This window comes from Candidatus Dedyshia acidiphila (genome assembly GCF_051025295.1).
Lineage (GTDB): Bacteria > Acidobacteriota > Terriglobia > Terriglobales > Acidobacteriaceae > KBS-83.
This window is the reverse complement of sequence record NZ_JBMGJV010000035.1, coordinates 1-14,036: the sequence shown is the minus strand read 5'-3', so window position 1 is coordinate 14,036 and position 14,036 is coordinate 1. Positions and strand designations below refer to the sequence as shown.

At 67.0% G+C, this 14,036-nt stretch carries 9 protein-coding genes; 2 read left to right on the top strand and 7 right to left on the bottom strand.

The window, feature by feature from the left end; all coding sequences use genetic code 11:
- Positions 1-14: 14 nt before the first annotated feature.
- The 3 genes from AC5IJH_RS13890 to AC5IJH_RS13880 all read right to left on the bottom strand — a co-directional run bounded on the left by AC5IJH_RS13890 (position 15) and on the right by AC5IJH_RS13880 (position 5,689).
- Positions 15-1,208 (bottom strand): GumC family protein, encoded by a 1,194-nt coding sequence (locus tag AC5IJH_RS13890; RefSeq protein WP_491903421.1) that lies wholly within the window; start codon positions 1,206-1,208, stop codon positions 15-17.
- The gene (locus tag AC5IJH_RS13885) at positions 1,205-4,171 is read right to left on the bottom strand and encodes a polysaccharide biosynthesis/export family protein (RefSeq protein WP_491903420.1); all 2,967 of its coding nucleotides are present in this window, start codon (positions 4,169-4,171) and stop codon (positions 1,205-1,207) included. Before AC5IJH_RS13885 ends, AC5IJH_RS13890 begins: the two co-directional genes overlap by 4 nt.
- A gap of 150 nt (positions 4,172-4,321) precedes the next feature.
- Positions 4,322-5,689: an O-antigen ligase family protein gene (locus tag AC5IJH_RS13880; RefSeq protein WP_491903419.1), complete on the bottom strand. Its 1,368-nt coding sequence runs from the start codon at positions 5,687-5,689 to the stop codon at positions 4,322-4,324.
- Positions 5,690-5,844: 155 nt separating this feature from the next.
- Between AC5IJH_RS13880 and AC5IJH_RS13875 the strand changes: the two genes are divergently transcribed.
- Positions 5,845-6,735: an FkbM family methyltransferase gene (locus AC5IJH_RS13875; protein ID WP_491903455.1), complete on the top strand. Its 891-nt coding sequence runs from the start codon at positions 5,845-5,847 to the stop codon at positions 6,733-6,735.
- A 15-nt stretch (positions 6,736-6,750) separates the two neighbouring features.
- On the opposite strand, the gene AC5IJH_RS13870 is transcribed toward AC5IJH_RS13875, so the two are convergent.
- Entirely contained in the window at positions 6,751-11,160 is a 4,410-nt protein-coding gene (locus tag AC5IJH_RS13870) for a choice-of-anchor D domain-containing protein (protein ID WP_491903418.1), read from the bottom strand.
- 107 nt (positions 11,161-11,267) lie between these two features.
- Positions 11,268-12,248 (bottom strand): NAD-dependent epimerase/dehydratase family protein, encoded by a 981-nt coding sequence (locus AC5IJH_RS13865; protein WP_491903417.1) that lies wholly within the window; start codon positions 12,246-12,248, stop codon positions 11,268-11,270.
- A 91-nt stretch (positions 12,249-12,339) separates the two neighbouring features.
- Between AC5IJH_RS13865 and AC5IJH_RS13860 the strand changes: the two genes are divergently transcribed.
- The gene (locus AC5IJH_RS13860; protein ID WP_491903416.1) at positions 12,340-13,263 is read left to right on the top strand and encodes an MBL fold metallo-hydrolase; all 924 of its coding nucleotides are present in this window, start codon (positions 12,340-12,342) and stop codon (positions 13,261-13,263) included.
- Here the strand turns inward: AC5IJH_RS13860 and AC5IJH_RS13855 are convergent.
- Entirely contained in the window at positions 13,260-13,472 is a 213-nt protein-coding gene (locus AC5IJH_RS13855) for a DUF3565 domain-containing protein (RefSeq protein WP_491903415.1), read from the bottom strand. The genes AC5IJH_RS13860 and AC5IJH_RS13855 overlap by 4 nt on opposite strands.
- Before the next feature lie 28 nt (positions 13,473-13,500).
- A partial coding sequence (locus AC5IJH_RS13850; RefSeq protein ID WP_491903414.1) for an FAD-binding domain-containing protein occupies positions 13,501-14,036 on the bottom strand: 536 nt, incomplete at its 5' end.

Genomic DNA, 14,036 nt, shown 5'->3' with positions numbered 1-14,036 from the left:
GAGCGGCTCACGATCTACGTGCGCGGGCGCAATGCCTGCTTCAGTGCGTGGAAGCGCGGGCTGAGCCGGGGATCGGCGTCCGCGTAGTCGTAGACCCAGACGACGACGACGCGGATGCAGCCCAGGACGAAGCCGAGAACGAGGCCGATGCCGAGGAACAGGCTGGGCTTCGGCCAGGAGCGGATCCGGGGAATGAGCGGCGGATCGAGCACCTGGACGGAGGGCGACGCCTTGGCCTCATCGATGCGCGCCGCTTCGAGCTGCCGCGCCAGCACGTCGTACAGCGTCTGGTGATAGGCAACGTCGCGCTGCCTGCGCACGTACTCGAGACCGATCTCCGGGAACTGCTTCTGGCTCAACATCTCGGTCGAGTTTCCTCTACGCAACTGCGACAGTTGCTCACGCAGCCCCTGCAGCTCCGTGCGCAGCCGGATCACCTCCGGGTTCTGCGCTGTAGACCCCGACTGCATCGCGGCGAGCTGCACTTCATGCCCGGTGATGTTGGCTTCGATGTCCGCTTCCTGGCGGATCAGGTTCTCTGCCTGGCCGCCCAGTTGCAATACGCCGGTGGTCTGCTGCGTGCTTTTGAGAGCGACCTCGGCATCGGCGAGGTGATTCTTCTCTTCCGCAAGCTGCTGCTGGAAGAAGAGCCGGCGTCGCGCGGCAGCGCCGATGGCCAGGCGATTGTTCTGCTGAAACAGCTCGTCGCTGTAGGCGGTCGCCAGGGTGGCGGCGCGCTTCGGGTCCTTGTCCTCCACCTGGATGATGATCAGGCCTTCCTTGGTAGCGGAGAGCTTGCTGCGTGCCCGCAGGATGCCGCTCGCGGCCTCGCGATCGGGGATGCCGTAGGCCTGCATCAGGTGATAGCGGTCCACCATGTCGAGCAGCACGGTGTTGGTCGCCAGGATCGAGAGGAAGAGGTCAGCCGGCGAACGGAATCCGAAGTTGCCGGCGAACGCGGAGAGCGCACCAACCTGTCCGACGAGGGCAGCGCTCGACTGCTCCTGCTCGGGCGCCATGATGATGGTGGTCGCCTGGTAGAGCGTGGGCGCGCGCAGCAGCAGAACGAAGGCCACCAGCACGCCGGCCAGGGTCCAGCTCAGGATGATCCACTTGCGCCGGGCAAAGACCATCAGGACATCCAACACGTCCAGCTGTCGCGCCGGGGCAGGTCGCTGGACCGGCTGCTCGATGTAGGGCTCGCTCAATTCGTGATCACCGCGAGAGAAGCCGCGCCCAGGGCGAGGGTGGAGAAGAGCTGCGAGAACTCGAGCACGCTGCGCAGGCTGTTGCCGCGGTAGATCTTTTCCGGCACCACGATGGTGTCTCCGGGGTGCACGTGCGCCTGGTCGAATTCATTGCCCCAGAAGGTCTTCGCGGCCTCGCGGCTGAGAACCGAGCCGTCGGCGCGGATGACGAAAGCGTGGGTCGGATCGGCGGCCCGGTTGGCGCCGCCCGCCTGCTTCAGGTAGCCGTAGACGCGCCGGTGTGAGTCGAACAGGAACGAGCTCTGCTCGTAGACCGCGCCGACCACGTTGACGCTCGAGGGCCGCGCCGGGACAAAGAACCGGTCTCCATCTTCGAGCGGCAGCTCGGGAAGAGCGCCCGTGTTTTGTGCGTCCGCTGTCAGGGCGAGAACGACGCGGCCACTGGCGCGCAGTTCGCGCAGCCGCGTGACCAGCACCTGGGTGGAGCCGAGCGAGGCCGTCGCGGCAGCCTGGTCCTGCGGGGAGATGGCGCTGGCCGCGGCCGCGGCGGCCGCGCGGTCGATGCCGAGCTCCAGTTGCGTGACGTACTGATCCAGCTGTTGCTGCTGGACGATGCGGGCCGACTCGCGCGTCAACTGCGCGCCGAACAGGTACGCATTGGGGGTCAGGCCTCCGGCGCGATCCACCACCTGGCGCAATGTTTCGCCGGGCTCGGCGCTGTACACGCCGGCATGGGCGACCTCACCCTCGATGCGGATGAGCTTGGTCTGCTGCTGCTGTGGAACGCGAATGTCGGCCTGAGAAAAGATGGTGATGACGTCGTGCGGCTCGAGCGCGAGGTCCTGGGACGCATCGTGCTGCTGGACCAGCTTGCCGAGGTCGAAGGGGAGCAGCCGGGTCTTGAGCGTGACCGGGTCCATGCGCTCGATCACTGCATATGACCAGTCGATCTCGGGCGCGGGCAGCGACACGTCGATCAGGTTGCGCGCGGCCGCCGTGTTCTCCGTGCGGGTGATGCGCTGCTGATCGGCGAGCGAGCCGCCGCTCACCGTATTGTCGTGCGGCACATTGTTGTTCGCGCTCTGCGTCTGGGCCGGGATGGTGCCGGGCTGATGATCGTCCGGCAGATTGGCCGGCCCGGTCGAATTGTTGTAGCCCAGGTCAGTGCTCTCCTGCGATTCCAGGTCCAGGTCCTGCGAAGGCGGCTGCAGCGGCGTCGCCCCTGCGGGCTGGGCTGCCGTGTTCTGCGTCTGCTGCTCGTAGAGCCGGCGCTCCTGCTCGCGCCGCAGGTAGCTCTGGTATTCACGCTGGTTGGCGGCAGCGGCGCGGCGGTACGCGGTGAAGCGCTGGGCGTAGTCGGGCTGGAAGACGGGCGAGGGCAGGCCGAGCTGGTTGCGCCGCTGCCAGTAGTCGCGGGTCACCAGTGACTGGCTGTCCGGCAACAGCTCGCTCAGCTTCATGCCGGCGTGCCACTGGAAGCGGCCGGGGTCGGCTACGTTGCCGCGCACGGTCACGGTCTGCTCAAAGCTGGGGGAGACCGGCAGCACGCGGAGAATGTCGCCATCGTGCAGCGAGGTCGCCTTGCCGGCCGCGTTCAGCGGGATGTCCATGGCGCGGCGGCGCTGCTGCTCGTCGATGCTCTCGAGCGAGGCCCGCGCCAGCGAGGCCAGGCTGGTGAGGCCGCCCGCGTCGGTCAGGATCGCTCCGACGGTGCCCCTACCTGCCGCGTCGGGGGTCAGGCTGGCTGGCCGGGGCGCGGCCAGGCTGTCCACCAGGTCGCCGGTCTTCGGCGCGCCGTCCTTCAACTCGTAGATCCCGGGGGATTTCACGCTGCCGTAGACCGCCACCTGCGGGCCCACCGGTGGGATGTAGAGCACATCACCGGGCAGCAGCGGCACGTCATGCGACTTGTCGCCGTTCACCAGGAGGTCGTACAGATCGAAGTCGGCAACGGTTGCGCCGTTGCGGCGCAGCAGGATGTGGCGCAGCGAACCCTCGGGCGCCGGGCCACCGGTGACGAACAGAGCGCTGACCAGCGTGCTCAGCGAGCTGACGGTGTAGCTGCCCGGGTAGCGCGCCTGGCCGGTGACGAAGATGTGGATGGGGTGCAGCTGCCCCATGTTTACGGACACGTCGAAGTTCTTGTAAATGCGGCCGACGCTGGTGCGGATGTGGTCCCGGAGCTGGCCGTAGGAGAGGCCGCCCACCTGGATCGCGCCCACCTGCGGAATGTAGATCTCGCCATTGCGATCGACGGTCAGATCCGCATTGAAGTTGATCTGTCCCCAGAGGCGGATCAGCAACTGATCGCCGGGGCCAATGACATAGCTGTCCGTGACAGGCACCTGATCGACGGGAGAGAAGGTGCTGGGGCTCTGCAGAAACAGTTTGGCGCCAAAGATGGGCAGCATCTGGCCAACCGATGCGTACACCAGGTGCTGAAATTCGGTCGGCTGATCGGGAGCGAAGAAGCGCTGGTAGTAAAGCGGGTACTGACGCGCGGTGCCGTTGCTGAGCTCGCGGCCGCCATTGGTGGTGTCGGTGTAGGTGGGCACCTGCTGCAGGTCGAGCGACGTCGTCAGCCCGCCCAGGGAGCGTCCGCCGCCGTAACTGCCACTGTTGCCAAAGGGCGCACCGTTCTCACTGCTGCTGCCAGCGGTCGGCAGTTGATTGAGAAGCGATTGGCCGGAGGTCGAACTGCCCGTTGTGCCGCCGCAGAAAGAGGTATTCGGATCGCAACCGGCCTGACCCAGAGCCGCCTGGCCACCCGCCGCCAATACCAGCAAGCCCGCCAGGAGAAGTCCCACACGCTGATTCATACGCTCTGCTCGCGTGGGTCGCATGACGAACCACGGCGCCGCATTTGCTCCTTGTTCGAACGATTGCACTTCGCGCAGTGCCGTAGCAGTGCCGTGCGTCACGACCACGCTGTCCGCCCACGCTGGAGCGGTCTGTGTTGCCACTTGAAACTACCTCAAGTGTAGAGCCTCTGCCAGCTTCCGCGGTACAGGCGAACCCGATACATGCGGGTCCCCCTGCGCGGGGCGGCCGCAGGAGCAAGGGAGTTCCCCGGGAGGCCAAGATTGGGGAGCCAGACTGGGGGGAGCCGCGGCTTAGAACGACGCTGGCGGATTCCAGGCGAGATGCGGGGCAGGGTCGCGGCCATCCGGCGGCACGGGCCGGCCGCGCTGGTGGGGCATGAACCCGGTAGCGCGAGCCTTGGCGACCCCCAGCAGCTCGCTGCGCGTGCTCACCATCAGGCAGAGCACGACCAGCGAAAAGCTGCTGCCGAAGCTGAACAGGTACCGGGTGGAGACGTTGTTGAGGAAGTAGATGATCATCATGCACCACAGCACGGTGTAGTAGCGCTTCCATGCTGCGTTGCGAGCGTTGCCGGCCGCACGCCACGTGACGAACAGCACGCGCACCATGGAGCCGAGAATGATCGACCCGGCGATCACACCGCTCTCAAACAGCAACTGCACGTAGCCGTTATCGATGGTCCCGACCAGGCGGTCGCCGGCACGGTAGCCGAAGCCCGACAGCCAGCGATTGTAGGTCCGCATGATCAGGATGGCGATCTGCCAGATGCCGGTCCGCCCGGACAGACCCGACTTGACGCCTCGCCCCGAGGAGTTAAGTTCCAGAGAGTCGACGATGTACGCGATGAAATTGGCTCCGCGGCCATGCTGCACCAGCCAGAAGCCGAGCAGCGGCAGGGCGATCAGGAAGCCGATGACGACAGCGTGGCTGACCCGCACGCGGGCAAGAAGCCTCTCGAGCACGACGGCGCGCGTCAGCAGCAGCACGGCCGTGGTCGTCACGGCTGCCAGTGAGCCGCGCGAACCGGTCATGAAAATGATCACAAACGTCATGATCGCGATGAAGATCGCGACCCGCTTGCGCGTTTTGTCCTGAAACTCGATCGCCCGCCAAATGATGACGGGAAGGAAGCCGGCGAAGAGGAACCCGACCAGGTCAGGATGCACGCCCGTGCTGCCACTGAAGCGGACCGCTGTGCCCGCGAGGACCTTGCGGATATCGAAAGTGAGCGTGATGCCGAGGGTGATCAGGGCCGCCTGGGAGTAGGCGCGCAACACGCCGGGGGCGCCGATCTCCTGCACGATCAGCCGCGCCGAGCAGAGGACGGCAATGAACACCAGACCGTAATAGATCGAGTAGCTGTCGTGCGCGATGTAGGAGATGGCCTCCCCGAACAGAACCGCAGCGAAGATGGGAACACCGCTGCCGAACAGGTGCTGGAGACGCTCGGCTCGGCGTCGGCCACAGAGCACGAGCAGCCCGGCAACGACAAACAGAATGATGTGAAGGGTCAACGCGAGTGCAATGTGAAGGCCAAACTCGAACAGCGCCATGACCAGGCTGGCCGTGAGACAGCTCCGCACGACCCAGCGCAGCGTGACCTTGCTCGCGAGCGATGAGGCTGGCGCCATGGCGGTGCGCTCCATGCCTCGGATCATCGCGTTGGTCCTCCTGCTGGCATTGGCAACGGCAGCGCTCGCGACTGTCAGTGTATCTGGCCCGCCGTCTCTCTGGGTCCCGTCTCTCTGGCCGCCTGGGCGGCGGCGGCGCATCGGGAGAGGCTCACCCCGGGGCGGATGGTAACGTGGCTCCTATGTTGAATGCGCTGCGGCATGTGTGGCGCCATCCCCTGAACGCCCGGTCACCGCTGACCGGAATCGTGCGATTCGCCCGCTGGCAGATCGCCACACGGCTGCTGCCCGGCACGGCTGTCGCGGTCCCTTTCACGGATCGCGCGCGCCTGCTGATCGGCCGCGGCATGTACGGGGCGACACAGAACGTTTACTGCGGGTTGAATGACTTCCCCGAGATGAGCCTCCTGCTCCACTACCTCCGCCCCGGCGATTTCTTTGTGGACGTGGGAGCAAATGTCGGGGCGTACACCGTGCTCGGAGCAGCGGCTGCCGGAGCCACCACCTATGCCTTCGAACCCAGCCCCCATGCACTCGAGCACCTGCGGGCCAACGTGGAGCTGAACCGGATCGGCGGCCTGGTTCACATCGAGCCCTATGCCGTGGGCCGCGAGCCCGGCACCGTGCGGATCGAGACGGAAGGGGCGTCCGCCATGCACCGCGTCGCTTCGGAACAAGAGCAACCGGAACAGGCTGGACATGCGATGACACCGGGCATCGAGATGCGGACGCTCGACAGCTATGGCCTGCGGCCGGCCATTCTAAAGATCGATGTCGAGGGCTACGAAGCCGAGGTGCTGGCGGGAGCCGCCGCGACACTCGCCTCGCCGGAGCTGGTGGCCGTCATCACTGAAAACAGCGATGACAGTGACCGGTACGGGGCCGGATTGGCAACCGTGCAGACGCAGATGCAGCAGCACGGGTTTGCGCCCTTCCGCTACGAGCCGCGGCAGCGTGCCCTGACCCCTGACCAGGGCAGAGGCGACAACACGCTCTACCTGCGCCACCTGGAGCGGATCGCGGAGCGGGTCAGGACCGCTGCTCCCTTCCATGTCTTCGGCGAGGCCATCTAGCGCAGTGGCGAAGCGCTACTCGACGGTCAGACTGAGGGTCACGCTGTGCGTGACGCCTGGGGCCGTGCCACCGACGGTCAGCGTGTAGACGCCCTGCGTCGCTCCGCCGCCGGGCGTCGCTGCTGCTCTGCCGCCGTTGATGGACAGCCCACAGCCGGAGAGCCCGAGGCACACGCCCCCGACGATCAGCAGCGCACCGTACCGAGCCCACGCGGCCGCGGCAAGACGGAGGCGACGCCCCCGCCAGAGGAACAGGGCAGCGAGGGCCAGAACGCCGGCGACTGGCCGTCCGGGAAGTGAATGGGGCTGCGTGCTGGCGGCGGTTGTCGCCTTGGTGGTGACAGATACCTGGACCGTCGCACTGGCGCCGGTGCCGCTCAACGTAACCGAGCCGGGATTGAAGCTGCACGTGCTGCCCTCGGGCGCGCCGGTGCAGGCCAGTTGCACCACTCCGGCGGACCCGCCCAGCGGCGTCAGGGCCAGTTGGTAGGTCGCCGTGGTGCCGCCGGTCACGATGGAAGTAGATGCTCCCTGCACGGTCAGTTCGAAGTCCAGCCCGGAGCCGGTGAGCGTTACCAGCAGCGGGTTCGAGAGCTCATGCGCGCTCACGTTGAGCGTTCCGCCCAACGGGCCGACTGACTGCGGCGCAAAGGCGACGCCGACCAGGCAGCTCGCGCCCGGGCCGAGCGTGCCCCCGCAGCCGTTCGTGGCGACCTGATAGCCGGTGCTGGCGACGACGGTCACGCCTGTCAGCGTGACGCTGCCGTTGTTGATGATGCTGACCTGCTGTGCGGCGGAGCTGGTCGCGATGCCTTCCGCACCGAAGTTGACGTTGAGCGGCGAGGCGGTGAGCGACGGACCGCCGCTACCGACCGGAACAGTCCCAGTGCCGTTGAGCGTCACCGTCTGCGTTTGCAACGCGTCCTGCACGGTCAGCGTGCCGGACTGAGCGCCCGCGCTCTGGGGCGCGAAGGTCACCAGCAGGCTGCAGGTGCTGTGCGCGGGCACCGAGCCGCCGCATCGGTTCGTGACGAGAAATCCTGCCGTGGTCGCGGCAACGACGCCGCTGAGCGCCTGGTCGCCGTTGTTGGTCAGCGTGACCTGCTGCGCCGGGCTGACCGTGCCCTCTGTCTGCGCAGCAAACGTGAGGCTGAGCGGGGTCAGGATGTCGGTCGCGGCTGCCTGGCCGGTGCCGCTGAGGAACGCGGTTTGCGTGCCGGCAGTGTCGCTCGCGACCAGCGTGCCGGACGCGGCACCCGCCGCCGTGGGCGTGAAGCGAATACCGATGGTGCAGCTCGTGTTCACGGCCAGCGTCGCGCCGCATGTGTTTGCAGTGATCGCGAACGGGCCGCTGATGACCTCCGACTGCAAGGTGGCCGGGGAGGTGCCAAGGTTCGCAATCGTCAGATACTGCACGGCGCTCGTCTGCCCGATGACGAGCGAGCCGAAGTCCATGCGCGGCGGCGTGAGCACGATGCTCGCGCCATTGGCGCCGGTGCCGGTGAGCGACGCCGTTAACGAGCCGCTCGCGGTGTTGGCCGGCACGCTCAGGTTCGCGCTGCGCGTGCCGGTCGCGGTGGGGGCGAAGACCACGCCGATCGTGCAGGACGCTCCGGCCGCCAGGGTCGCGGGGCACTGCGAGGAGGGCACGAAGTCTATATTCGTGACCGACACGGTGCCAAGCGTCAGGTCCACCGTCCCGGTGTTCTGAATCGTGAGCGTCTGGCTGCCGCTGACCGTGCCCAGCGCCTGGCTGCCAAAGGTAAGCGAGCCGGGAGTCAGGCTCGCGGTGGCAGCGACCGCCTGGACCGCGGTGCTGGCCAGCTGCGTCTCCCAGATGCCGCGCCCCTGGGTGCCCGCACGCAGCAGCGCCAGGCCATTGCTGGTCACGGTGGATAGCGTCGTGATCCTGACAGGGGGCAGGTTCACTCCGTACGGCGACCAGCAGGCCTGCGTCGGGCATTGCGTCACCGAGGCAGTGACATACACGCCGCCATCTGTGGCGGCATACATGATGACGGGGTCGGATGGATCGATGGCCAGCGCGTTCACCGGAACGTTGGGCAGGTTGCTGGTGAGGTTGGTCCAGTGCTGGCCGCCATCGGTGCTGCCGTAGACCAGCGGCGCATTCGCGATCTCGGCGAAGCCGCTGCCTCCGAAGCCTGCAATGCCTACGTAAACCGTCTTGCCGGAGAGATCGGTCGGGTCGAGCACCACGCTGGAGACCGTCATGTGGCCCGGGTTGAAGATCTGGCGGTCGTTCGGGTCGTTCACCACCGGGCTGCCGCTCAGATCGCTCCACGGGGTGGACCCGCCGGCGGAGGACGGCGTCACGACAGCACTCAGCAGATGGCCGGGCCGGTGCGTGTACCCCGCGGGGAGACCGGCCATCCCGGCGTAGAGCCGCTCTGCGTTGGGGGTGCCCTGCCCCGGGATGGTGCCGCTGGCCGCGAGCACCTGGATGGGTGTGTCGCTGGAGGTGCAGGTCGTCTCGATCACGCCATCGAGCGGTGTGCTGAGCGCGTTCGCCGCGCTCCAGGCGCGACCGCTGGCCAGCCCCCGCCACACCCGGCAGGTCCCGACCAGGATGCGTGTGGGATCCTGCGGGTCCAGTGACCAGATCGCCGGACGAGAGAGCGCCGCTCCGTCGCCACCCACCTGGGCGTTGCCGATGACCGGGGTGGTTCCGAACAGCCCCGGGCCGCAGGAGGAGCCCGACGTGCACTGGCTGATCGACACGCCGGGGCCCGAGGTCGCAAACCAGGAGCCGGCCGTCGCTCCCCAGCCTTCCCCGACGGAGCCACCATCGCTTGAGAAGACTGCCTGCCATGTGCCGCTGCCTCCGCCGGCGGTTCCCTGCCGGCCGAGACCGGCCATCAACTCCGTCGCGTCCGAGGGATCCTGCGCCAGCGATGTGATCTCTGCGAGCGGTCCCAGCCCGAGGTTCAGGTTGTCGAAGGCCGCGACGTCAGTGAACGAGCAGGACGCACCCGCCTGGCTGACCTGGTTGGTACTCCGCCACAGGCCGCGATCGTTGCCGAAGAACAGCGTGCTGGTCCCGGGATCCCAGGCGACGCTGTGCTGCGCAGGACCCACGCGGGCCGCGGCGCATCCGGAGGCATTGGTCGTGTTGCGCCATGTGCAGCCCCCGGCCAGGCTGCAGCGGAAGATGTCCGTGGCCCCGGCAAGAAGCAGCGTGTCCGAGCCGGAGGGAACGGCGGCCAGCCACAATGCGCGGCTCGCTCCGGCGATGGTGCCGTAGGGGGTGCCGCTGGTGCTCTCGAGCGTGGTCACCGGCAGCGGCTGGCTGAAGGTCGGCAGCGGACTCAGGCAGCTTCCGCGATTCGCCGCGCAGACATCCTGCCAGATGCCGCTGTCCTGCTCGGCCTGGTTCACCGCGACAGCGAACATGTCGCCCGTAGCCGACTGCACGGCCAGTCCCGCGTTGTAGATCGGGCAATTCGCCGAACCGCCGCCACCCTGCACAAACGGGCACGACAGATGACTGAGCGCCGTGCCCGGCTGCTGGGCTAGGCGCGTCCAGGTCACGCCATTGGGCGACGAGTAGAAGCCGTGAAAGCGCAGTGCGGCGACGAAGATCTGCCTCACCGGGTTCCACACCACGGCCAGCACGGGCACGCCGCCGCCCTGTTGCCCGGCCTGCTGCAGCACCTGCCCCGGCCCATCCGTAATCGTCGCCATCTGCCAACTCTGGCCGGCGTCCTGCGAGTAGTAGAGGCCCGCTGTGCTGTTGTTGACGTAGCCGGCGTTGACGGCCGCCGCGCCCACCGCCGGGCTCAGTCCGGCAACGACGAAGTCACGCGATGCCGTTCCCCACGCGAACGCAGAGAAGGCCTCGCCGAAGAAGCTGGCCTGCGAGAGTCCGGTGAAGGCGGAGCGCGCATCCGTGATGACCGACCAGGTGACGCCACTGTCCGTCGAGCGCAGCAGCCCGGTTCCGTAGATTGCGTCAGAGATGTTGGTGGGGTCGCCTGTGCCGGCCAGCACCACGCCCGTGCCGCCCGGCTGCACCGTGACGGCGCCAATGCTGGTGACGGTGAGTTGCTGTCGGCTCACTGCGGGGAGGCTATCGGTCAGTGGCTGAAAGGTGACACTGCTGGTCAGCGCCTGAGCGTTGCTGGACTTCCAGACACCGCCGGTAGTCCCGAGGTAGACCGTGTTGCCGCTAGTGTCTGCCGGATCGACCGCGACGCTGAGCACACGTCCGCTGGTGTAGCCGGTCGCGGGATTGCTGAGCGAGACGGGCGCCAGCGGCTGCCAGGGAACATTGAGCTGTGCCGGGTTGGCGAGCGGCTGCGCGATCGGGGGGCCTGGCCGGCCCTGGCCCGGCAGCAGGGCCGGACACAGCAGGGCAGGACCGAAGAGGCCCAGCAGCAGCCGATGCAGCATGGCCCTTCGCAACATGATCCCGGGCGTATCCTTCCGCACCCGCCATGGTTACGACAGGCAGGTATACGCCGATTATCTGGTGGAAAACGTGGCCGATCGTCTCTGTCGCATAGACCGTTACGTTACGAAGCGGGTACGGCTGCTCCCACTTGCTGGCCAAAGGTCTGGCGATACCAGGCCACTGTCCGCTCGAGTCCCGTTTCGAAACTCACCTTCGGCTCGTACCCGAAGGCCTCACGAGCAGCGGAGATGTCCGCCTCGGAATCGGTGATGTCGCCCAGCCGCGGTGGCCCGTAGTTCGCTGGGTGCGGGAAGTCGAGCAGCCGCGCCAGGATGCCGTACGTCTCGTTCAATGTGTGCCGGCCGCCGCACGCGATATTGAAGGTGCGGCCGCCGATCTTCTCTGCTGGTGCGGCCGCGGCCAGCAGGTTGGCGGAGACGGCGTTCGCGATGAAGGTGAAGTCGCGGCCCTGCTCGCCAGTGCCGAAGATGGTCGGCTGTTCGCCACGCATCATCTGCAGGATGAACTTCGCCATCACGCCGCTGTAGGGTGAGTTGGGGTCCTGCCGCGGGCCGAAGATGTTGAAGTACCGCAGGCACGCCGTCTCCATGCCGTACACCTGCCAGTAGCTCTTCATGTAAAGCTCGCCGGTGAGCTTCTGCACGGCGTACGGCGCGATCGGTGAGGGCGTCATGCTCTCCCGCCGGGGCATGCCGGGCTGGTTGCCGTATGCGGACGATGACGCGGCATAGATGATGCGGCGCACGCCGGCAGCCCGTGCTGCTTCGAGCAGCGTGAAGGTGCCGTTCACATTGCAGTCGTGGCTGGGTGCGGGGTCCTTGACCGAGCGCGGCACCGAAGGGAGCGCGCCCTCGTGGAAGATGATCTCGACGCCCTCGCAGGCCGCGCGCATCGCGCCGAGATCGCGTAGATCGGCCTCCCGGAAGTCGATGTGGGGCAACAGTGGCGCAAGATTCTCGCGCCGCCCGGTGAGGAAATTGTCGACGGCGCGGACGTCATCCCCACGCGCGACCAGCGCTTCAACGATGGATGAGCCGATGAAGCCTGCCGCCCCAGTTACCAGATAGCGAGCTACTGCCACGCGAGTGTCCCCATGCCTTCATGATAGCGAGGCATGCGTCGAGAGCCCGCCGGCCGCATGACCGCTCCGCGTTACACTTGCGCAGCTCACCATGCTGCGCATCCTGCTCCTTGCGGCTTTGCTCGCCGTGCCCGCGTCCTTGCCGGCGCAGTCCAGTACGCCGGACTGGTGCCGGGGCCTGCCGCGGCCCGCGTATCGCACCCTGCAGCGGGTCGGGAGCGGCGACGCCTGGTTCGAGGTCTATCGCGTCGCGCCGAGGACATTCGCCATCTACGAGCCCCACCAGTCCGAGGAGACGATCAGCTACCTGATCCTGGGCCAGAGCCGGGCGTTGCTGTTCGACACCGGGATGGGGATCGGTGACCTGCGGAAGGTAGTCACTGGGCTCACCAGCCTTCCCGTGACGGTTCTGAACTCGCATACCCACAACGACCACGTCGGCGATAACTGGCAGTTCACCAGCATTCTCGGCATGGGGACCACGTTTACGCGCAGCAACGCACGCGGCAGTCGCGAGGATGCGCAGGAGGAGATCGCACCTGGCGAGCTCTGTGGCGACCTGCCGGCCGGCTTCGATCCGAGGCAGTACCGGACTCGGCCTTGGACCATCACGCGCACCATCCAGGATGGCGACGCGATCGACCTCGGCGGACGGACACTGACCGTGCTCGCAACGCCGGGGCACACGCCCGACGCGATCAGCCTGTTTGACCGAAGCGGTGGGCTGCTCTTCACCGGAGACACCTACTACCCCGGGCCGATCTGGCTCTATCGTCCGGAGACGAACCTGAACGAGTACGCACATTCCATTCGCCGGCTTGCCGCCCTCGAGCCGCAGGTGCGAATGGTGCTGGGCGCGCACAATGAACCCGTAGCGCCGCCGACTGTGCTTCCGCGGCTGGTCAAAGCGTTCAATGCCGTGCAGTCAGGCCGGGTCCCAGCAAAGCCGATTGCAGCGGGGCAGGTGCTCTACGCCGTGGATGGCTTCTCGTTCCGCATGCGTCCGGTGCGCTAAGCAGGCCGGTTGGACGCCGGTTCTCGCTCGCACAGAACACAATTCAACTCGGCGCCGAGATGTTCGCGCCGGCCCTGCTCGGTCGTCACCCAGGGGCGCAGCTGCCACGGCGGGCGATGCCGCACGTGCTGCGTGTGGCCGCAGGCCAGGTCTGCAACCCAGTCGCCGTGATCGTCCTGATGAAAGCTCACGATGGGTTGCAGGGGCATGAGGGCTGCTCTCAGGAAGGGACGCGCGTCAGGAGGGCACGCGTGTGGCGGCCGCGTACAGCTCGTCCGTCGCCTTCGGCGGATCGCCGATCAGCGCCATGTATCGGGCCGAGTCGAACTTGCGACCCGTGGAGGCGCCGGACATGTAGCGGAGCTTGCCGAAGATCTCGCGCTCGCCCCAAGCGCGATCGAACTTGCCCGCGATCGCCCACGCGATGCCGGAGTAGGAGTTGGGGTCGCGCCCGTCGAGCTCATAGCTGTCGTTCATAATGACGGCCCACTCGTAAGCCTTGGCATTGTTCGGCGCCCACTCAAGCAGCTTCTTCGCCCAGTACATCCGCAGCATGTTGTGCATCCAGCCGTAGCGCACCATCTGTAACTGTGCTGCGTTCCACAGCGGGTCGCCAGTCTCGCCGCGCTCGAGTTGTTCGTAGGTATAGAGGACATCGCGGCGATCGCGCGCATGCTCGGCGATGGTCTTCTGCGCCCATGGCTCGGCGCAACCGATGTTGTCGTAGGTGTCGTTCTCGTAGCGGACGAAGTTGATCGACAGCTCGCGCCAGC